Annotated in this window: 18 protein-coding genes; 10 read left to right on the top strand and 8 right to left on the bottom strand. The window is 74.2% G+C overall.

Annotation, left to right across the window (positions count from 1 at the left end):
• Window positions 1-2: 2 nt before the first annotated feature.
• Complete coding sequence (locus tag FHX40_RS05310) at window positions 3-785, bottom strand: (Fe-S)-binding protein (protein WP_142258576.1); 783 nt, start codon at window positions 783-785, stop codon at window positions 3-5.
• 88 nt (window positions 786-873) lie between these two features.
• Here FHX40_RS05310 and FHX40_RS05305 point away from each other — a divergent pair, with 88 nt between their 5' ends.
• Together FHX40_RS05305 and FHX40_RS05300 are read left to right on the top strand one after the other, a co-directional pair.
• The gene (locus FHX40_RS05305) at window positions 874-1,653 is read left to right on the top strand and encodes a FadR/GntR family transcriptional regulator (RefSeq protein ID WP_229789091.1); all 780 of its coding nucleotides are present in this window, start codon (window positions 874-876) and stop codon (window positions 1,651-1,653) included.
• Between the two features lie 332 nt (window positions 1,654-1,985).
• Complete coding sequence (locus FHX40_RS05300) at window positions 1,986-3,497, top strand: CBM96 family carbohydrate-binding protein (protein WP_142258574.1); 1,512 nt, start codon at window positions 1,986-1,988, stop codon at window positions 3,495-3,497.
• Between the two features lie 74 nt (window positions 3,498-3,571).
• Here the strand turns inward: FHX40_RS05300 and FHX40_RS26015 are convergent, their stop codons facing one another.
• On the bottom strand, window positions 3,572-4,798 hold the full coding sequence (locus FHX40_RS26015) for a hypothetical protein (RefSeq protein ID WP_142258573.1): 1,227 nt from the start codon (window positions 4,796-4,798) through the stop codon (window positions 3,572-3,574).
• 123 nt (window positions 4,799-4,921) lie between these two features.
• Here FHX40_RS26015 and FHX40_RS05290 point away from each other — a divergent pair, with 123 nt between their 5' ends.
• Both FHX40_RS05290 and FHX40_RS05285 read left to right on the top strand, forming a co-directional pair.
• Complete coding sequence (locus FHX40_RS05290) at window positions 4,922-5,557, top strand: response regulator (RefSeq protein WP_373286907.1); 636 nt, start codon at window positions 4,922-4,924, stop codon at window positions 5,555-5,557.
• Window positions 5,558-5,701: 144 nt separating this feature from the next.
• Entirely contained in the window at window positions 5,702-6,469 is a 768-nt protein-coding gene (locus FHX40_RS05285) for a DUF4328 domain-containing protein (RefSeq protein WP_142258571.1), read from the top strand.
• A 46-nt stretch (window positions 6,470-6,515) separates the two neighbouring features.
• Here FHX40_RS05285 and FHX40_RS05280 read toward each other — a convergent pair whose 3' ends face one another.
• The 3 genes from FHX40_RS05280 to FHX40_RS05270 all read right to left on the bottom strand — a co-directional run bounded on the left by FHX40_RS05280 (window position 6,516) and on the right by FHX40_RS05270 (window position 11,407).
• Window positions 6,516-7,445: a DUF8094 domain-containing protein gene (locus tag FHX40_RS05280; protein ID WP_142258570.1), complete on the bottom strand. Its 930-nt coding sequence runs from the start codon at window positions 7,443-7,445 to the stop codon at window positions 6,516-6,518.
• Between the two features lie 195 nt (window positions 7,446-7,640).
• Complete coding sequence (locus tag FHX40_RS05275) at window positions 7,641-11,141, bottom strand: DNA polymerase III subunit alpha (RefSeq protein ID WP_142258569.1); 3,501 nt, start codon at window positions 11,139-11,141, stop codon at window positions 7,641-7,643.
• The gene (locus FHX40_RS05270) at window positions 11,141-11,407 is read right to left on the bottom strand and encodes a DUF6504 family protein (protein ID WP_142258568.1); all 267 of its coding nucleotides are present in this window, start codon (window positions 11,405-11,407) and stop codon (window positions 11,141-11,143) included. Before FHX40_RS05270 ends, FHX40_RS05275 begins: the two co-directional genes overlap by 1 nt.
• A gap of 478 nt (window positions 11,408-11,885) precedes the next feature.
• Between FHX40_RS05270 and FHX40_RS05260 the strand changes: the two genes are divergently transcribed.
• From FHX40_RS05260 to FHX40_RS05235, 6 genes are all read left to right on the top strand, one after another.
• Window positions 11,886-12,992 (top strand): ABC transporter substrate-binding protein, encoded by a 1,107-nt coding sequence (locus FHX40_RS05260; protein WP_229789090.1) that lies wholly within the window; start codon window positions 11,886-11,888, stop codon window positions 12,990-12,992.
• A complete protein-coding gene (locus FHX40_RS05255) occupies window positions 12,989-13,870 on the top strand; it encodes an ABC transporter permease (protein WP_142258565.1) in 882 nt (293 codons plus the stop codon). The genes FHX40_RS05260 and FHX40_RS05255 overlap by 4 nt, the downstream gene beginning before the upstream one ends.
• Window positions 13,858-14,739 (top strand): ABC transporter permease, encoded by an 882-nt coding sequence (locus FHX40_RS05250; RefSeq protein ID WP_142258564.1) that lies wholly within the window; start codon window positions 13,858-13,860, stop codon window positions 14,737-14,739. The genes FHX40_RS05255 and FHX40_RS05250 overlap by 13 nt, the downstream gene beginning before the upstream one ends.
• Window positions 14,736-15,857: an ABC transporter ATP-binding protein gene (locus FHX40_RS05245; RefSeq protein WP_142258563.1), complete on the top strand. Its 1,122-nt coding sequence runs from the start codon at window positions 14,736-14,738 to the stop codon at window positions 15,855-15,857. Before FHX40_RS05250 ends, FHX40_RS05245 begins: the two co-directional genes overlap by 4 nt.
• A gap of 183 nt (window positions 15,858-16,040) precedes the next feature.
• Window positions 16,041-17,000 (top strand): quinone oxidoreductase family protein, encoded by a 960-nt coding sequence (locus tag FHX40_RS05240; protein ID WP_142258562.1) that lies wholly within the window; start codon window positions 16,041-16,043, stop codon window positions 16,998-17,000.
• Window positions 17,001-17,315: 315 nt separating this feature from the next.
• Complete coding sequence (locus FHX40_RS05235; RefSeq protein WP_142258561.1) at window positions 17,316-17,711, top strand: ATP-binding protein; 396 nt, start codon at window positions 17,316-17,318, stop codon at window positions 17,709-17,711.
• 4 nt (window positions 17,712-17,715) lie between these two features.
• Here the strand turns inward: FHX40_RS05235 and FHX40_RS05230 are convergent, their stop codons facing one another.
• Genes FHX40_RS05230 through FHX40_RS05220 form a run of 3 tightly spaced genes read right to left on the bottom strand, consistent with a single transcriptional unit; the run spans window position 17,716 to window position 20,477 of the window.
• The gene (locus FHX40_RS05230) at window positions 17,716-17,922 is read right to left on the bottom strand and encodes an SHOCT domain-containing protein (protein WP_142258560.1); all 207 of its coding nucleotides are present in this window, start codon (window positions 17,920-17,922) and stop codon (window positions 17,716-17,718) included.
• Window positions 17,923-17,927: 5 nt separating this feature from the next.
• The gene (locus tag FHX40_RS05225) at window positions 17,928-19,421 is read right to left on the bottom strand and encodes a cobyric acid synthase (RefSeq protein ID WP_142258559.1); all 1,494 of its coding nucleotides are present in this window, start codon (window positions 19,419-19,421) and stop codon (window positions 17,928-17,930) included.
• 42 nt (window positions 19,422-19,463) lie between these two features.
• Entirely contained in the window at window positions 19,464-20,477 is a 1,014-nt protein-coding gene (locus tag FHX40_RS05220; RefSeq protein WP_425329284.1) for a cobalamin biosynthesis protein, read from the bottom strand.
• Window positions 20,478-20,484: the final 7 nt, after the last annotated feature.

Raw genomic sequence — 20,484 nt, 5'->3', positions numbered from 1 at the left:
CATCAGGCCCTCCCCTCGGTCTGGGCGAGGATCTCGGCGAGGTGCATCACCCGCACCCCGCCGCGCTGCCGCCGGAGCGTGCCGCCGATGTGCATCAGGCAGGAGTTGTCGGCGGCGCACAGCACCTCCGCGCCGGTGTCGAGCACGTTGCGCACCTTGTCGGTGCCCATCGCCGCGGACATCGCCGGGTTCTTCACCGCGAAGGTGCCGCCGAAGCCGCAGCACTCCTCCGCGCCGGGCAGGTCGACGAGCTCGAGCCCGCGGACCGCGCGCAGCAGCCGGAGCGGCCGGTCCCCCAGCCGCAGCCCGCGCAGCGAGTGGCAGGTGGGGTGGTAGGTCACCCTGTGCGGGAAGTACGCCCCCACGTCCTCGACCTCGAGCACGTCGATGAGGAACTCGGACAGGTCGTACACCCGGGGCGTCACCTCGTCGACGGCGGCGGCGAACTCCCGGCCGGCCCGGGTCGGGACGAGCCGCCGCGCCCCGGCCGGGGCGGCGAAGTGAGGGCTGTGGGCGAGCTTCGGGTACTGCTCGCGCACCATCGCCGCGCACGAGCCCGAGGGCGTCACGACGGCGTCGTACCCGGAGAAGACGTCGACGAAGTGCCGGGCCAGCCGCAGGCTCTCCCGGGGATAGCCGGTGTTGAGGTGCATCTGGCCGCAGCAGGTCTGTGCCCGGGGGAACTCGACCTCGCAGCCGAGCCGGCGCAGCAGGGTGACGACCGCCTTGCCGGTCTCCGGGAAGAGCGTGTCGTTCACGCAGGTGATGAAGAGGGCGACGCGCACGGGGTAGCCTTTCCGAATATGGTCAGACCACAATATGGTCAGACCATACCCCCGAGGTCAAGGCTTTCACCCCGAAGGAGAGGCCCACGTGAGCGAGGACGGGTGGCGACCGGTCCGGCGCACCCGCACCTTCGAGGAGGTGCTCGCCCAGATCGAGGAGCGCATCGAGGCCGACGGTCTCGCGCCCGGCGACCGGCTGCCCGGGGAACGCCGGCTCGCCGAGCAGCTCCAGGTGAGCCGTGCCTCGGTGCGGGAGGCGCTGCGGGTGCTGGATGCGCTGGGCGTGGTCTCCTCGGCCGTGGGGCGCGGCCCGGACGCGGGCGCGGTGCTCACCGCGCGCCCCGGCGACGCGCTCACCGACCTGCTCCGCCTCCACCTGCGGCTGTCGAGCCTGACCATGCGCGACATCATCGACACCCGCCTCATGGTGGAGCGCTGGTCGGCCGAGCACGCGGCCCGGCACGTCGACCGGCACGCCGCCGAGCTGGCGGCGATGGAGCGGGCGCTGGAGCGCATGGACCGCCCCGGCCTGCCGCCCGAGGAGTTCGTGGAGGACGACACCGCCTTCCACCTGGCGATCGTCCAGGCCTCCGGCAACCGCCTGCTCGTCGCGGTGATGCAGGCGCTGCGCGACTCGGTCCGCCGGTACGCGGTGGACGCGATCGTACGGCTCGGCGACACCACGATCCTGCGGCGCGACCACCGCCGCATCTTCGAGGCGATCAAGGCGGGCGACGCGGCGGAGGCGGGCCGGGCGGTCGCCGACCACCTCGTGCACGCCTACCCCGAGCTGTTCGGCGACTCCCCGTCGAGCACCGCGCCGCACGGGGCCTGCCCGCTCGACGATCCCGACGAGAACGTGAGCTGACCGGCTCGTCCCGGTGGCCGGCGGCGTGGCGGCGGGCCGTACCGGACGCCCGCCGTACCGTCCGCTGCGTCCCGGTGCGCCCCGGCGTGCCGGGACGGTTGCCGGGGAGCGGGTTTCGGCCGGGCGCGAGATGTCGCGCGGTGTTCAATGCGCGGTGCTCCCGTTGGACACCGGCCTAGACCTCACAAAACGCCCGAGCGGAACATCGAAATTGTCCGAGCGCCTCCAAGGGCGGCCAATATCGTCCAATTCCGGTGCGAACGCGAAAACGAAGATCGGAATGGCGTGAGGTGGGCTCTGTCGTATCCGCCTCATGTCGAGGAGCACCACCGATGCGCATATCGTTCGTGGCCGGATCAGGCCGGCGGCCATCCGGAGGCCGGCATCTGGCGGCGATCGGACTCACCCTGGCCACCGCGCTGGCGACGGGACCCGCGGCCATGGCCGCGGGCACCGGCAAGGGCGCGGCGTCCCTCTCCTCGGCGGCCCTCGCGCCCACCCTGGTACGCGCCGACGCGGACACCTACGTGGTGCGCGAGCGGCCCGGCCGGGCCTACGGCGAGGCGACCAGCCTGGTCGCCGCCCGCCGCGCCGACCGGTACAGCGAGATCCTGTTGCGGTTCACCGTTCCGGACGCGGGCGGCCGCACGCCCAGGCGTGTGGTGCTGGAGCTGCGCACGCGGGGCTCGGCGAAGCCGGGCGGGCTGGAGGTGCGGCGGGTGTCCGGGTCGTGGAGCGAGTCCACCACCTACGCCGACCGGCCGTCGCTCGGCGGGCTCGCCGGGAAGCCGGTCGCCCAGAGCGCCTCGGGCGTCGTGGCGTTCGACGTGACCGCGTCGGTCACCGGCCCGGGCACGTACGCGTTCGCCGTGCGCAGCACGGGCGGGCGCCCTGCCGTCTTCCACTCCACCGAGGCCGGTGACCGCGGCCCGCGCCTGACCGTGGAGTACGCGGACCCCGGCGACGGGACGGGCGGCACCGGCGCCACGGGCGGGTCGGCGGGCGCCTCCGGAGGGACGTCGGGGGAAACGGCGGCGGGAACGCTGTGCGGCGCGTCGTTCGCCACCGAGTCCGAGGGCGAGACGATGCGCGAGGCGCTCGCCCGCGTCGACGGCTACTACGGCGGCCTCGAGCTCATCCGGCTCTTCAACCCGGGCGAGCCCAAGCCCTGGGCCCGCATGCTCGACGTGGGCGGCAGGCCGGTGCACGTGTCGTTCAAGATGAACCCGTCCCAGGTGCTGCAGAAGGCGTACGACGCCAAGCTGCGCCAGTGGTTCGCCGACGCGCCCCGGGACCGGGTGACCTACTGGACGTACCACCACGAGCCCGAGGACAACATTGAGAAGGGCGAGTTCACCGCGGCGCAGTTCCGGGCCGCCTTCGAGCACATCGCGAAGATCGCCGACGAGGTGGGCAACCCGCGGCTCAAGGCGACCCTCACGCTGATGGGCTGGTCGTTCAACGCGCGCTCGGGCCGTACCTGGACGGACTACCTGCCCGGCAGGTCGTACGTCGACGTGGTGGCGGTCGACGTGTACAACCAGGGCCGCAACGCGAAGCAGCCGAAGTACACCCCGCCCGCCCAGCTGTTCGACGGGATCGTCGCGGAGATCGGCCGCCAGGGCCTGGCGTTCGCGGTCGCGGAGACCGGCAGCACCGTCATCAAGGGCGACGACGGCACCGGCCGCGCCCAGTGGCTGCGCGATCTCACCCGGTACCTCACCCAGAAGGGCGCGCTGTACGTCGCCTACTTCGACCACGACTGGAGGACGAAGAGCGGCGACGACTACCGCCTGCGCGACCCGGCCGGCAAGGCCGCCTGGCGGGACTTCTGCGACGCCTGACGCCCTCACCGGTACCCGCCGCAGGTCGCGTGAGACCGCCGGGCCGCCCGGACCGGGCGGCCCGGCGCCGTTTCTCAGTCGCCCGGCCGCCACACCACGTAGCGGAACGCGAGCACCGGGTCGGCCGGTGAGGGGGTGCGTTCCAGGGTGAGCAGGGCGAGGTTGCCCTCGGCGGTCCAGATGCAGATGGCGTGGCCCGGGGGCCACGCGTGCAGGCCCTTGATCTGCTGGGTCTTGGCCGCGGCGGGCCGCCGCGTGCAGCGGCGGTGGTCCTCGGCGCCCGTCTCGCGCAGCGGCATGACCACCGCCTGCGACTTGGCCACCAGGTGGTTGCCCGAGCTCCAGCCGCTCACGTCGATGCCCCGGCTGTTCTGCCGCAGGACCATGCCGCGGTCGGCGTCGAACCCCTCCACGTCCCGCATGCCCGTGACGACGCCCCGCTTGACCACGCGCATCGGTCCGGCGGGGCCTGCCGGGTCGAGTCCCGGGGACGCGGCCACCTCGAGTCCGGGGGACGGCCCGGCCGGTTGCTCGCCGTTCCCCACCACCAGGAGCGTGCCCGCCACGCCGACGAGGGCCGCGGCCACCGCCAGGCCGACGGCGGCCGTCAGCGGTACCCGCCGGTCGCCCCGCCACCGCGTCCGCCGCCCGTGCCCGGGGGGTGTCTGCGGCCGCGCGGCCGGTTCCGCGTCGTCCGGAGGCGCGAGGACCGGCGGCCCGGGAGCCGCGGACGGCACCACGCCCGGGGCGACGTGTCCCGGTCGCGGCGGGCCCTCCGCGAAGGTCACGGCCGCGGCGGGCGTGGACGCGGGGATCGTCGGCGCCACGTCCGGCGCCGGCCCTGGCCCGGACGCGCCGAGCGGCGCGGGCACGGCCGTGCCGGAAGCCGTCATGCCCGGCGAGGCCGGGGCGGGCGCCGCCCGTGGCACGGCCCCTTCCGAGGTCGCCGCGCCCTCCTGCGCCAGGGCGAGGGCACGCCAGCAGGCGCGCCAGCGCTCCACGATGGCCGGGATCTCCTGCTTCGGGTGATCGCAGGCGAGCAGGCAGGCCGTGACGAACGCCTCGACGAACTCCAGGCGCGGCGGGCGCGGCAGGCCGCGCCCGTTGAGAACGTACGACGTCGTGCTGGCCGGCAGCGCGTCGACGACGTCGCCGGACGGCGAGGTGGTGGTACCGGCGAGGCGGCGCAGGGTGCGCAGCGACGGTTGCCCCGCCCAGGCGCGGAGCTCGGCGAGCCGTTCCAGCAGTTGTTCGGCGGTCTGCACGCCTTCGGGAGTGGGAAGCGGCGGACTCGCGTTCATCGCCCTCTCTGGCCGTGACCGAAACCCGGGTATCGGCCGTGATTGTGACATTCCGCAAGGCGCGCCAAACCCGTTTCCGCCGCTTCGTCATGCTTTGTCAATGGCAGAATTCATCGCGTGAAGGTGCTCATCGCGGACGATCAGCAGCTGGTACGGACGGGCTTTCAGATGATCCTCGACGCCCAGCCGGACATCGAGGTCGTCGCCGCCGTTGCCGACGGGGTGGAGGCGGTGGAGCAGGCCCGCAGGCTGCGGCCGGACGTGTGCCTGCTCGACATCCGGATGCCCCGGCTCGACGGGCTCGAGGCCACCCGGCTGCTCGCCGGGCCCGGCGTGCCCGACCCGATGCGGGTCGTGATCGTCACCACCTTCGACCTGGACGAGTACGTGTACGGCGCGCTGCGCGCGGGCGCGTGCGGCTTCCTGCTCAAGGACAGCGGGCCGACGCTGCTGATCGAGGCGGTGCGCGCGGCCGCGGTCGGCGACTCGCTCGTCTCCCCCTCGGTGACCGTGCGGCTGCTCAAGCACCTCGCCCGGCCCACGCCGCAGGCCCGGCGGCCGCGCGAGCCGCTCACCGAACGGGAGCTCGACGTGGTGCGGCTGGTCGCGCGCGGCCGTACCAACCAGGAGGTCGCCGCCGAGCTGTTCGTCTCGCTCTCCACGGTCAAGACGCACCTCGGCAGCATCCAGGCGAAGCTCGGCGCGCGGAACCGGGTCGAGATCGCCGCGTGGGCCTGGGAGTCGGGTATCGTGTCCTGACCTGCCCGGAACGAGCGGTACGGCCCGGCGGAACGCCCGGCGTGTCGGGGGATTAGCGGCGCGGCGCGTGGGATACATGTCTGGCAGCGGCGCACCCGATCGCCGCGCACCGACCCATCAGCGCATGCCGGGGGGAGGAGATCCTTGCGCGCCACCCTGTCGTCCAATGGGTCCTCCACTGGGTTCGCCTCGGGGTCGTTCACCGGGCTCTCCGCCCGGCTGGCCGCCTGGCTCCCCGGCCGCCGCGCCACCTGGTCCTCCGCGGGCCGGTACGCGGTGCGCGTGTATGTGGCCCTCGCCGTGCTCGTGCTCGCGATGGCCGCGCTGGTGATCTTCGAGGAGACGCGGGGCGGGCCGCTCGCCGCCCGGATCGCGGCGATCGACGGCGACCCGCGGGCGCCCGGCGCCGAGGAGATCACCGGTGAGCTGACGGCCTTCGCGCTGCTGGTGCTCGCCGTCGCGGTCGCCTGGGCCGCGGCGGCCGTGACCTACCTGCGCTGGCTGGGCCAGATGCGCCGGAGCGCGCTGCGGGCCTGGCTGATCCCGATCGTCAACCTGGTCGCGCCGCCGTTCGCGCTGCACGCCGCCTGGCGGGAGGCCGATCCCCCGGCCGGTCGGCGGCACCGGCCCGTGCTGCTCGTCGCCTGGTGGCTGAGCTGGCTCGCCGCCCTCGCCACGGTGACGATCTCGCTGGTCGCGGGCGACGACGGGCTCACCGGCCTCGGCCCGGCCGCGGTCACGGTGACCGCGCTCGCCGCGGCGCTCTGCGCGGCCACGGTCCGCGAGGTCACCCGGGCCGGCGTCGCCCCGCGGCGGCGCCCGGTCGCCCGGATCGCGGCCGCCCCGCTCGCCGCGCCGGTCGCGCCGCCGAGCACGGTGCCGGGCAACGGCGGCCCGGTGGCCGGCGGCTGAGGCCGCCCCGGTCACCCGCTTTTCGAGAGAGGCCCCGGAACGAAGGTCAGTCGCCGCGCATGGCGGTCCAGCCGGGCAGGGCGATGCCGAGCACCCGCGCGGTGCCGTCGGCCTGGGCGTGCGCGACGCTCTGGTAGCGGGCATCCCAGGTGAACGCCCGGCGCACCGTGGAGTCGTTGAGCAGGCGCGACGCCTCGTCGGCGAGGGTGATCTCGAACCGGCCGCCGCTGTTGGTCGCGGTGAACGAGTAGGCGAGCACGTACCACACCACCGAGCCGCCGTCCGCGGTGCGCAGCGCGTAGGAGCGGCCCTGGGATGCGGCCTGGTGCCGGACGGTCCACGCGTAGCCGCTGAACAGCCGCGCGTGCTGCCGCAGCGTGGCCCGCAGCGCGGTCTCGGGGTCGCCCCCGCCCGCCGTGTCCGCGTCCTCCGCGTCGGCCTCGGCGGCGGCGGACGTCCCCAGCTCGCGGGTGAACGTCTTCGCCTGGCGCTCGGCCAGGTCGCCGGGCTCGGCCGCGGTGACGTACCCCTCGGCGTCCCGGGCGAGCTCGGGCATCGGCCGGCTGAGATAGGCGAGGTGGTGGACCCGCCAGGCCGCGCCCTTCCGGCTCTTCACGAACAGCGCCACCTCGCCGGTCATGCCGGGCCGTACCGCCCCGGCCGCGAACCACTTCGGGTACCCGGTGAGCCGGGGGATGGCGAACTCGGCGGCGAGCTGCGGGACCGACGCCTCGGTGAACCGGAGCTCGGCGTCGTGCACCGCCCGGGCGGCGCCGCCCTCCAGCTTCGCGAGCGTCTCGGACGAGGGCTCGCGCATGGCCGCCAGGTAGCGGCGCAGCAGCCTGTCCGCGGTCTCCGGGGTGGTGGCGGGCGGGGTCGCGCCGGGCGTGGCCGCGGTGCGCTCCCGTTCCGGGCCCTCGTCGGGCGAGCAGGCCGCGAGCAGCGCGACGAGCGTGACGAGCAGCGTGACGAGCACTGCCGAGGCGCCTCGCCGCAGCGCCCGCCGCCCTCCGGCGCCGGCATGCCCTCGCCTGGAGCCGCCGCATGCGCGGCCCGTCGGGTGGCCCGTCACACCGCCCCCATCCCGTTTTCGGTCATGTTCCCTGCTAGTGGCATTACATCTGATAGGTCCCCGTCAGAGGTAACGATTCGGGAATCTCCGGAGTGACGATCACCTCACGCCTCCCGGCCGGACCGTGGGGCCGGAGCTGCCCCCGCTGGCGTGCCACATGCGGCGCGGCGGCCGGGTCGGGCCGGGCGCGGGGCCGACGTCGGCGTACGGGGAGAGCCGGTAGCCGTTGGGGTACGCGATCGAGGTGCCGCCGACCCCGGCGGACCCGGCCGGGCGGGAGGCGCGCATGAGCGCCCGCACCGCGTCCATGCCGCCCTCGCGCCGGGCCTGGTCGAGGTCGACGAGGTTCCAGCAGTCGATCGCGCGCACCGACACCGCCCGGGCGCCGGTGCGCCGCACCACCCCGCGCGCCGCGAGCAGCCAGGAGCCGAACACGGTGGCCGCGCAGCGGCCCTGCACCGACTCGAAGAACGTCAGGTCGACCGGCCCGGTGGAGTCCTCCAGGGTGGTGAAGATGACCCGCTGCCCGGACCGGACCGCGGGCGTCTGGGTGGCCACCTTCACCCCCGCCACCAGGATCTCCGCGCCGTTGCGGCAGCGCAGCAGGTCGCGGGCCCGGGTCACGCCGAGCGCGTCGAGCAGCTCGTCGTAGAAGGCGATCACGTGGCGGCTCACGTCGAGGCCGAGGATCTCCAGCTCGGCCTCGACCACCTCGGCCTCGGTCATCTCCGGCAGCTCGCCGGGCGGCACCCGCTCGGTGAAGCCCATCGCGAGCTGGCTCTCCGCCACCCCCGACGAGGCCCGCTCCAGCGCCCCCACCTGGGCGATCAGGTCCCGCCGGGTGAGGTGTCCGGGCCGCCAGCGGGGCCCGCCGGGGCGCAGGCCGTGCAGCGCGTCGAACCCGCCCACCTCGACGATGCGCTCGGCGACCGGCCGGGACGGGCGGGCCCGCTCCCAGAAGTCGGCGAGCGAGGTGTACGGCCGGCCGGCGAGGATGCGGTCGATCTCGGCCTCGCTGATCCCCTTCACCGCGGACAGCGGCACGCGCAGGCCGTACCCGGGGCGGGACAGCGGCGGCCGGCCGACCGGCGGCGCCGCGCCGTACCCGGCCGCGGGGGGCACCCGCTCGACCCGCCAGGTGCGGTCGGAGCGGTTGACGTCGAGCGGCAGCACCGCCACCCCGCAGCGGCGGGCCTCGTCGAGGATCACCCGGGGCGGGTACATGCCCGGCTCGTGGGTGAGCACCCCGGCGAGGAACGCCGCGGTGTGGTGCCGCTTCAGCCAGGCCGACTGGTAGGTGGGGAGCGCGAACGCCGCCGCGTGCGCCTTGCAGAACCCGAACGCGCCGAACGCGTCGAGCACCCGCCAGGCCTCCTCGGCCTCCTCCCGGGTGTACTCCGGGCGGAGGTTGGCGAAGAACCACTCGCGCATGCGCGCCCGGCTCTCCGGGTCGGACAGGCCGCGCCGTACCCGCTCGGCCTCGGACAGGCCCTTGCCCGTCATGACGTCGATGATCCTCAGGACCTGCTCGTGGAAGACCACGACGCCGCCGGTCTCCTCGAGCACCGGGCGCAGGCTCGGGTGCGGGTAGCGGGGCGGCCGCCAGCCGTGCCGGGTCTCCAGGTACGGCGTGACCATGTCGGAGTTGACCGGGCCGGGGCGGAACAGCGAGATGTCCACGATCAGGTCGTGCAGGGTGCGCGGCTCCAGCTTGGCGACGAGCTCGCGCTGCCCGGGCGACTCGATCTGGAAGCAGCCGATCGTGCGGGCCTCGCGGATCATCTCGTAGGTGGCCGCGTCGTCGTGCGGGATCGCGTCGAGGTCGACGCGCTCGCCGTCCACCCGCTCGATCTCGGCCACCGCGTACGCCAGCGCGGACTGCATGCGCACGCCGAGCACGTCGAGCTTGAGCAGCCCGGCCTCCTCCACGTCGTCCTTGTCGAACTGGCTCATCGGGAAGCCGAGCAGGCTGCGCTCGACCGGGGTGCGGTCGCGCAGGCCCGCGTTGCCGACGAGCACGCCGCACGGGTGCAGGGCGATGTGCCGGGGCAGGCCGTCGAGCCGCTCGGCGAGGCGGAACGCGGTCTCCAGCAGGCGGTCGTTCAGCCCGCTCTGCCGCAGCTCCGGCAGGTCGGACAGGGCGGCGCGGATCTGCCGGGCCCGGACGTGCGGGAACGCCTTGGCGATCACGTCGACCTCGTGCGGGGGCAGGCCGAGCGCCATGCCCACATCGCGGATCGCGCTGCGCGCCCGGTAGGTCTCCATCATCGACACGCAGGCCACGCGGGCCTCGCCGTACCGGTCGCGGATCGCCCGGTAGCAGTCGAGGCGGCGGGCCGACTCCACGTCGATGTCGATGTCGGGCAGGCCGACCCGGCTCTCGGCGAGGAAGCGCTCCATGAGCAGGCCGTGCTCGAGCGGGTTCACCTCGCCGATGCGCAGCAGGTAGGTGACGAGGCTGCCCGCGCCGGAGCCGCGGATCGCGCAGCGCACGCCCATGCCGCGGATCATGTCGGTGATGCCGGCGACCGCGACGAAGTAGCCCGACAGGCCCTTGCGCTCGATCACGTCGAGCTCCTCGGCGAGCCTGCGCCGCGCCTGTTTGGACCGTTCCAGGCCGCGTTCCCGCAGGCCGTCCGCGCAGCGGCGGCGCAGCAGCCCGACCGGGTCACCGCCGACCTCGGGCAGGTGCAGCCGGGGCGGGTCGGCGCGCAGCGCGAGGATCTCCACCGGGTCGAGCACGCAGCGGCGGGCGATCCGGCGGGTGACGGCGAACAGCCGTGCCATGCGCTCGGCGTCGCCGCCGCAGATGCGGCGGGCGACCAGGGCCATCTCGGCGCCGGTCTTCAGGTACGCGTGCGACGTGGACCGTTCCAGGTGCCGCGAGTGCAGCGGGAGCAGGTGGCGGGCCGAGTCGAGCACGTGGCCGATCCGGTGGTCGGCCGGGTCGAGGAAACGCACCGCGTTGGTGAGCACGGCGGGCACGCCGGCCGCCTCGGCGAGGGCGAGCATGCGGGTGGCGTTGCTCGCCTCGCGCGGGCCGTACCGGTCCACCAGCTCGACCACCACCGCGTCGCCCGCGGCGGCGCGCCACCGGTCGAGCAGCGCGCGGGCCTCCTGGTCGCGGCGGAGGGCGACCGCCCGGCCGACGTCGGAGCCCGGGCCGAGCAGCACGAACAGGCCCGGCGCGTGCTCGCCGACCAGCTCCGGGGTCACCCGCGGCTCACCGCGCTCGCCGAAGTGGTGCGCGGCCGTGACCAGGCGGCACAACTGCGGCCAGCCCTCGCTCCGGGCGAGCACGACCACGCGGTCCTCCCGGTCGCCGCCGCCGGCCAGGGCGAGGTCGGCGCCGGCGATCGGGCCGATGCCGGCCTCGTGGCACGCCGCGACGTGCTTGATCGCGCCGTAGAGGCCGTCGCGGTCGGTGAGCGCGAGCATGTCGGCGCCGTGCTCGGCGGCCCGGCGCACCAGGTCGGCCGGGAACGCGGTGCCGTACCGCAGCGAGTAGGCCGAGGCGACGTGCAGGTGCGGGAACGGGCCCGGCAGCGCCTCGGCGAACGCGGAGGCGTCCGGTGCGGCGATGTCCGGTGTCGTGACCATCAGTCCCACGCCCTCAGCAGCAGCCAGCGGTCGCCGGAGGTGTCGTAACGCAGCTCGTAGGTTCCGGTCGTGCCGCCGGGACTTGCCTCTACCCGCCAGAACCTGCGCTCACCGGGGTCGGTGTCCGAGGTCTTCCACCACTCGCGGGCCACCACCCAGTGTTCGAGCACCTGCCGGACGGTGTAGAGGCGGTCGCGCCAGACGAAGCGGACGGGGCTGCCGTCGCGGGTCCACACCTCGATGGGGTCACCGTAGAGTCTGCTCAAGGCGGTTCGTCTCCCTGTGGCCGTCGGTACGAAGCCACCCGGGGGAAGACGGGCGTCGGCGGTACTTCGAACATATGTTCCAAGCAGCATGAACGCAAGTCGCGCCACGCCGGGCCGTGACGCATACCCCACCGCAGAGTCACTTGACGACTACGCGTAATCTGGTTATGAGGCTCCGGCGACGCGGGCCGATGGCCCTCCCGGCGCGCACCGGACGTCCCGCCCCCGGCCGCAGGTCGACATCGCCCGGCACACCCCCATCGCGGGACGTTTCCCCCGGATGCCCCGAGGTGCTCGTCGGCCGTTCACAGAACCGCAACCGTTGTGCGACGTACTTGATCTGGCATGGCTTCACGCATTCGCTTACGTTCGGCGCACCGGTGCCTCTTCTGCGTAAATTGAGGGTTTGGAGTTCTGCGTGCTTTCGTCTCGTTTCTCCAGGAAAACCCGTTTTGCTGGGCTGGCCGCTGCCCTGACCGTGGCCGTCTCGTTCACCGCGGCCTGCGGCTCCGCCCCCACCGAGCAGGCGGGGGGTGCCGGCGCGTCCAAGGCCGCCACCGCCACCTCCGCCGCCGACCTCGGCGGCATGGACGCCCTCATCGCCGAGGCGAAGAAGGAGGGCCAGCTCAACGTCATCGCGCTCCCGCACGACTGGGCCAACTACGGCGAGATCATCAGCACCTTCAAGGCCAAGTACGGCATCCAGATCAACGAGGAGAACCCGGACGGGTCGAGCTCCGACGAGATCGCGGCGGTCAAGTCGCGGAAGGGCCAGGACCGGGCGCCCGACGTGCTCGACCTCGGTCAGACCTTCGCGCTCAGCGGCGCGGCCGAGGGCCTGTTCGCCCCCTACAAGGTGGCCTCCTGGGACAAGCTCCCCGACACCATGAAGGACCCGAACGGCCTCTGGTACAACGACTACGGCGGCTACATCTCGATCGGCTGCGACGCCAAGGCCGTCGGCACCTGCCCGAAGACCTTCGCCGACCTGCTCAAGCCCGAGTACAAGGGCAAGGTCGCGCTCAACGGCAACCCGACCAAGGCCGGCTCGGCGTTCGCCGGCGTGTTCGCCGCCGCGCTCGCCAACGGCGGCTCGTTCGACGACATCCAGCCCGGCCTCGACTTCTTCAAGAAGCTGAAGGAGGTCGGCAACTTCAACCCGGTCGAGACCACCACGGCGACCGTGGAGAAGGGCGAGACGCCGATCAGCATCGACTGGGACTACGTCAACGCCAAGTACGCCGAGGACTTCAAGTCCAAGGGCCTCGACTGGCAGGTCGTGATCCCGGAGGACGGCAAGTACGCCTCCTACTACGCGCAGGCGATCAACAAGGACGCCCCGCACCCGGCCGCGGCCCGGCTGTGGATGGAGTTCCTGTTCAGCCCCGAGGGCCAGAACCTCTACCTGAAGGGGTTCGCGCGGCCGGCGCTGCTGCCCGCGATGGAGGCCGACAAGACCGTGGACCCGCAGCTGCTTGAGAAGCTGCCCAAGGTCGAGGGGACCCCGAGCTTCCCGACCGAGGAGCAGGTCAAGAAGGCGCAGGAGGTCGTCGCCTCCGGCTGGTCCGCGGCCGTCAGCGGATGACGGGCGCATCGACCGGCGGCCGGTCCGCCGGCACCGGGCGCGGGCTGCTCGCCCGCGTCCGGTCGGCGGGCTGGCTCGCCGCGCTTCCGCTGCTGGTCTTCTACGCCGTCGTGTTCGGCGGCCCCGCGGTCATGATCGTCATCGGCGCGTTCACCGTCGACGGCAGGCCGAGCCTCGACAACATGGAGCGGTCGCTGCAGGGCGGCTACCTCACCGCGCTGCTCGGCAGCGTCCGGCTGTCGGCGGTGGTCGCGATCGCCGGGGCCGTGCTCGGGACGCTCCTCGCGCAGGCGGTGGTGACCTCGCGCTCCCGGTGGCTGCGGGAGAGCGTGCTCACCGCCTCCGGGGTGCTCGCGAACTTCGGCGGCGTGCCGCTCGCGTTCCTGTGGATCGCCACGCTCGGCAACGCCGGCGTCGTCACCACCACGTTCGGCCTCGACCGGTTCGGCTGGAGCCTGTACAACTTCTGGGGCCTCGCCCTGGTCTACCTGTACTTCTCCGTGCCGCTCATGGTGCTGGTGATGACGCCCGCGCTCGACGGGCTGCGGCCGCAGTGGCGCGAGGCCGCGCTGAACTGCGGCGCCACCCCGTGGCAGTTCTGGCGGCACGTCGGCATCCCGGTGCTCGCCCCGTCGCTGCTCGGCGGCGTGGTGCTGCTGTTCGGCGGGGCGTTCGCCGCGTACGCCACCGCGGCGGCGATGGTGGGCGCCACGGTGCCGCTGGTGACCCTGATGATCGGGGACGCGCTGTCCGGCCAGGTGCTCGTCGGCCACCAGAACGTGGCGCTCGCGCTCAGCCTCGACATGATCCTGGTGGCCGGTCTGGTCATGGCCGTCTACCTCCCGATGCAACGGAGGAGTGCCCGATGGCTACGTTGACCCCGGCCCCGGCCGTCCTCACCGACACCACGCCCGCCAAGCATCCGGGCGGGCCGGCGCGCCCGCGTACCGTACGGGTCTGGCGTGGCGTCGTGCTGCTGATCGCAGCGCTGTACTTCCTCGTGCCGATGGCGACGGCGTTCGTCTTCACGGTGAACATCCCGAACGTCGGGTTCACCCTCGACGCCTACACGCGGATCTTCACCGTGGAGGGGTTCGTCTCCAGCCTGTCGCTCTCGCTCGGGCTCGCCGCCGCCACGATCGTGCTCGTGCTGCTGTTGCTGCTGCCCGCGATGCTCGCGGTACGGCTCGCCGCGCCGCGGCTGAAGCCGGTGCTCGAGGTGCTGTGCACGCTGCCGATGGTGGTGCCGCCGATCTCGTTCACCGCCGGGATCTCGTCGCTGCTGCCGTGGGCGCAGGACGTGCTCGCGCCCACGCCCTTCTACCAGACGATCATCACCATCCAGGACCAGCGGTTCCCGCTGATCCTCGTGCTCGCGTACGTGGTGCTCGCGCTGCCGTTCGCCTACCGGTCGCTCGACTCCGCGCTCACCGCGATCGACGTGCGCACCCTGGTGGAGGCGGCACGCAACTGCGGCGCGTCCTGGCCGCGGGTGATGCTCTCGGTGATCGTGCCGAACATCCGCTCCGGGCTGGCGGGCGCGTCGTTCCTCACCCTCGCGCTCGTGCTCGGCGAGTACACGGTGGCGCGGCTGCTGGGCTACGTGCCGTTCCCGGTGTGGATCGTGATGATCTCCGGGTCGCAGGCCCAGGTGTCGGTCGCGGTGTCGGTGTTCAGCCTGCTGCTCACGTGGGCCCTGCTGCTCGCGGTGTCGAGCGCGGGGGTCAGGAAAAGGAGTGCGTCATGACGACCGGGGCCCGTGTCGAGTTCAAGGGGCTGCGCCGTGTCTTCGGCGACACCGTCGCCCTCGACGATCTCGACCTCGTCATCGAGCCGGGCGAGCTGGTCGCCCTGCTCGGCCCGTCCGGGTGCGGCAAGACGACGGCGCTGCGCGTCCTCGCGGGCTTCGAGCAGCCCGACGCCGGGGCGGTGCTGATCGACGGCGAGGACATCACCCGGGTGCCCGCGAACCGGCGCGACGCGGGCATGGTGTTCCAGTCCTACAGCCTGTTCCCCAACCTCAACGCGCGCGACAACGTGGCGTTCGGGCTGCGGGTGCGCAAGGTGCCCGCGGCCAGACGCCGGGCCCGCGCCGAGGAGCTGCTCGCGCTCGTCGGGCTGCCCGAGCACGGCGACCGCTACCCGCACCAGCTCTCCGGCGGCCAGCAGCAGCGGGTCGCGCTCGCCCGGGCGCTCGCGCTCGAGCCCCGGGTGCTGCTGCTCGACGAGCCGCTGTCGGCGCTCGACGCCAAGGTGCGCGTGCAGCTCCGCGAGGAGATCCGCAGGCTGCAGCTCTCCCTCAACATCACGACGATCTTCGTCACGCACGACCAGGAGGAGGCGCTGTCGATCGCCGACCGGGTCGCGGTGATGCGCGCCGGGCGCATCGAGCAGTGCGCCGCCCCGGCCGAGCTGTACTCGCGGCCCGCGACCGCGTTCGTCGCCGAGTTCGTCGGCACCATGAACCGCCTGCCCGGCGTGGTCTCCACGGCGGGCGACCGGCCCACGGTCACGGTGATCGGCCAGACGCTCCCGGTCGACGGGCCGGTCCCGGACTCGCCCGAGGTGGACGTGCTCGTACGGCCGGAGGCGGTGCTCGTCACCCCGGACGCGGACGGCCCGGCGCTGATCGCGGACTCCTCGTTCCGGGGCGCGTCGGTACGGCTGCGCCTGCGGCTCGACGACGGCGTGGAGGTGCTGTCCGACGTGCCCGGCCACGACGTGGCCAGGTTCGTGCCCGGCACCCGGGCCTCGGTGCGGCTCGTCGACCGGCCCGTGCTGGTCGCGCCGCGCACCGAGGCCGGCGGCACAGGGGCCACCGGCGCGCCGGCCACGGCCGCGGCCGGCCGTACCGGAGGCCGCTGACCTGCGGAAGGCCGCACGCGGTGCCCGAGGCCGCCCCGGCGGCGGGCGGCCTCGGCCCGCGCCCCGGCCGGATCACCATGGCCGGATCCGGGCGCGGGGCCGGAGGGTGGCCGCGCTCCGCGGCGGGGCACCATGTTCGCGTTGACGTTTTTGTGCAGTCTGAGGTGAAGGAGCGGCAACAGCATGCGCGCCATCGTCGTGTCCACCCCCGGTGACTCCTCGGCGCTGGAGTACACCGAGGTCCCCGACCCGGTGCCGGGCCCGGGCGAGGTCCTCATCGACGTCGCCGCGAGCGGGGTCAACTTCATCGACGTCTACCACCGCATGGGCCGCTACCAGCTGCCGCTGCCGTTCACGCCCGGCTCGGAGGGGGCGGGCACCGTGGCCGCGGTCGGCCCGGACGTGACCGGCGTGTCCGTCGGCGACAAGATGGGCTGGGTGAACATCCCCGGCGGCTACGCCGAGCGCGCGGTGATCCGCGCCGACCGGCTGATCCCCATCCCCGACGCGATCTCCCCGGAGGCCGCGGCCTCGGTGATGCTGCAGGGCCTCACCGCGCAGTACCTCACCCACTCCACCTACGAGATCAGGCCGGGCGACGACGTGCTCGTGCACGCGGGTGCGGGCGGCATGGGCCAGCTGCTCATCCAGGTCGCCAAGCTGCGCGGGGCCCGGGTGATCACCACCGTGTCCACCGCGGAGAAGGAGAAGATCGCCCGCGAGGCCGGGGCCGACCACGTGCTGCGGTACGACGGCTTCGCCGAGGCGGTCAAGGAGATCACCGGCGCCGGGGTGCACGTGGTGTACGACGGGGTGGGGGCCGCCACGTTCGAGGGCAGCCTCGCCTCGCTGCGGCCGCGGGGGGTGCTCGCGCTGTACGGCGCGGCGAGCGGCCCGGTGCCGCCGTTCGACCCGCAGCGGCTCAACCCGCTCGGCTCGCTCTTCCTCACCCGGCCGAGCCTGCACCACTACATCCTCACCCGTGAGGAGCTGCTGTCCCGGGCCGAGATGGTGTTCGGCTGGCTCGCCGAGGGCCGGATCCGGGTGAACGTGTTCCGCCGCTACCCGCTCGCCGAGGCCCGGCAGGCGCACGACGACCTCGAGGCCCGCCGTACCACCGGAAAGCTCCTGCTCATCCCGTGATCACATGCTCCGGCCGGGGCCGCTGAGCACCGGCCGGAGCAGCCGCCCGGCCGTGGCGCGGCCCGGCCGCGGCGGCGAATTTCGGGTGTCCGAAAAAGAGCGTTCCGCTGACCGGTAACCCGGTGGTGGGTGCCCGAGAACGACCCGATACCCTCGAACTTCCCGTTTCGTCCGCACGTAGCCGTGAGTGGGACACATCACACCGAGGGAATCGAGGGCGCCCGTGCCATGTCCTGCCACGAGATCCCCCGCCGTGCGACGCCCCGCCGGGCGCGCACCGGTCAAGGGACGTCCGGCCATAGGGCGTGATGCCTGATGGCCGCCGACGGTCTGCTCGGCTCGATCGAGTTTCCGGCCATCGAGGCGTCGGTGCCCCGCGCCCGGGCCTGGCTGCGCGAACGGCTCGGCGAGGACCATCCGGCCCTCGACGACGTGCTGCTGCTCGCCTCCGAACTCGTCACCAACGCGGTACGGCACTCCGACTCCCGCCACTCGGGCACGGTGACCGTGGTCGCCTCCGCCCGGCGCGGCGTCGTCCACGTCACCGTGATCGACGCCGGGGCGGAGGGCATGCCCCACGTGGAGAGCGACGCGGAGGACGAGGAGGGCGAGGGCGGGCGCGGCCTGTTCCTCGTCGACGTGCTCGCCCGTGCGTGGGGCGTGACGGACCACCCCGCGGGACGCGCGGTCTGGTTCGAGGTGAAGTACTGAAGCCTCACCAGTCCTGCGACAGGCCGGACATCCGCCGCAGGTACTCGTCCTCGTCGATCTCGCCCGCGGCGTACCGGCGTTTGAGGATCTCCTTGGGGTCCTCCTCCCGCGCCCGGCGCCGCTCGTGCACCGTGCTGGTGAGCCAGGCAACGCCGAAGCCGACCGCGGCCAGCACGGCGAGCACGAAGGCGACCGTCAGCAGCATCCGCATCTTCGTCACACCCCTCCGGGCGGCAGGACCGGGAGCCCGTCGTCCACCCCATTCTCCAGCAGCCGCAGCAGGGCCGCGGTGTCCAGGTGGTGCTCGACGAGGTCGCCGAGCGCATCGAGGCGGCGCTCGCGCAGCGCCGCGAACGAGGTGTCCGGCGCGGGCGCGAAGTCCCGCCCGGCCGCCGCGGCGACGTCGGCGAGGAACGCCCGGCGGAAGCCGTCGTTCTCCAGCAGCCCGTGCCACGAGGTGCCCCACACCGCGCCGGACCGGCAGCCGCCCGGGAACGGCTCGCCGCCGGTGGGCGTCACCACGCCGTGGTGGATCGCGTACCCGGCCACCGGGTGGCCGTAGCCCTCGCCGCTCGGGCGGCCGAGCGTCTTGGCCGGGCGGAACTCCACGGTGGCGGGCAGCAGCCCGAGGCCGTCCACGTGCCCGGCGCGCGACTCGACCTCATCGCGAATGGTGCGGGCGAGCATCTGGTAGCCGCCGCAGATGCCGAGCACCGGCCGCCCCGCCCGCGCCCGGGCCGCGACGGCCTCGGCGAGGCCGGTACGGCGCAGCCAGTCAAGGTCGGCCACGGTCGCCCGGGTGCCCGGCAGCACGAGCAGGTCGGCGTCCTCGGCCTCCCACGGCGAGGTGACGAACCGGACGAGCACCCCGGGCTCGGCGGCGAGCGCGTCGGCGTCGGTGAAGTTGGAGATCCGGGGCAGCCGCACCACGGCGACCCGCAGCGTGCCCCGGTTGCCGCCCCCGCCCGCGGCGGGCGGGTCGGCGGCGAGCGCGAGGGAGTCCTCGGCGTCGAGCCACAGGCCGTCGCGCCAGGGCAGCACGCCGTACACCGGGCGGCCGGTGAGGCCGCGCAGCATGGCGAGGCCGGGGGCGAGCAGCTCGGGCGCGCCGCGGAACTTGTTGATCACGAATCCGGCGACGAGCGCCTGGTCGGCGGGCTCCAGCAGGGCGAGCGTGCCGTACAGGGAGGCGAAGACCCCGCCCCGGTCGATGTCGCCGACCACGATCACCGGCAGCCCGGCGGCGCGGGCGAGCCCCATGTTCGCGATGTCGCCCGCGCGCAGGTTGATCTCTGCCGGGCTGCCCGCGCCCTCGCAGATCACCACGTCGTAGGCGGCGCGCAGCCGCTCCAGCGCGGCGAGCGCGATCTCGCGCAGCCGGTCCCGGTGCGCGCCGTACTCCAGGGCGTCCACGTCGGCGATCGGCTCGCCGAGCACGACCACCTGGCTGCGCCGGTCGCCGCCCGGCTTGAGCAGGATCGGGTTCATGTCGGCGGTGGGTTCCAGGCCGCACGCCGCCGCCTGCATCGCCTGGGCCCGGCCGATCTCCGCGCCGTCCGGGGTCACGTACGAGTTGAGCGACATGTTCTGCGCCTTGAACGGCGCGACCTTCACGCCCCGGCGGGCCAGCCAGCGGCAGATCCCGGCGGTGACCACGCTCTTGCCCGCGTCCGACGTGGTCCCGGCGACCAGCAGTGCCCCTCGCGTCATGCGACAACCATGACACATCCCCGCGAACCGGCCACGGCGCGGTCAGGCGGGCCTCGTTGCGCGGGCGAGCCGGGGCCGCGCCGCGGCGAGCGCGGCGAGGGCGGTCGCGGCGAGGCCGACGACGCGGGCGAGCCGTACCGCGCGGCGGATGTCGGCGGCGCCCGGGCGCTCGCCGTCGCCGAGGTGGGGGCGGTGCTCGATCCGGCCGCCGTAGTCGTTGGCGCCGCCGAGCCGGACACCGAGCGCGCCGGCGAACGCGGCCTCGCACCGGCCCGCGTTCGGGCTCGGGTGCCGGTGCCCGTCCCGGCGCAGTACGGCGAGCGCCCGCCGCGGCGAGCCCCCGGCCACGGGCGCGGCGAGCACGGCGAGCGCGGCGGTGAGCCGGGCCGGGAGCAGGTTCGCCGCGTCGTCGAGCCGGGCCGCCGCCCAGCCGAAGTTCGCGTACCGGGGCGAGCGGTGGCCGACCATGGCGTCGAGCGTGTTGATCGCCCGGTAGCCGAGCAGGCCGGGCACCCCGGCGATCGCGCCCCACACCAGCGGGGCGACCACCGCGTCGGAGGTGTTCTCCGCGACCGACTCGACCGTGGCGCGGGCGAGCTCGGGCTCGTCGAGGCGACCGGGGTCGCGCCCGCACAGGTGGGGCAGGCGGGCCCGGGCCGCGGCGATGTCCTTGCGCTCCAGGGCGGCGGCGAGGTAGGCGCCCTCCCGGCCGAGGCTGGTGCCGCCGAGCACCGCCCAGGTGGCGGCGGCGGTCACCGCGGCCCGGGCCCACGGCCGGTCCCGGGTGAGCGCCTGCGCGGCCGCGCCGAGCAGGGCCGCGCCGCCGGCGCACAGCGCGGCGTGGGCCGCGCCGCGGGCCTTCGAGTCCGCGTACAGGCGGCGCTCGAGCGCGGCCGCGGCCCGGCCGAACAGGGCGACCGGGTGGCCGCGGCGCGGGTCGGCGAACACGGCGTCCGCGGCGGCCCCGGCGAGCAGGCCGAGCGCGGTCGCCGCGCGCATGCGGCCGCCGTGCCGTACCGGGGCGGTGGGTGCCGATCGGCGGGGTGCGAGCAGCATCGGTCGT

The organism is Thermopolyspora flexuosa (genome assembly GCF_006716785.1).
Taxonomy (GTDB): Bacteria; Actinomycetota; Actinomycetes; order Streptosporangiales; family Streptosporangiaceae; genus Thermopolyspora; species Thermopolyspora flexuosa.
The sequence above is the reverse complement of the archived record's forward strand: the minus strand, read 5'-3'. Positions and strand labels throughout refer to the sequence as shown.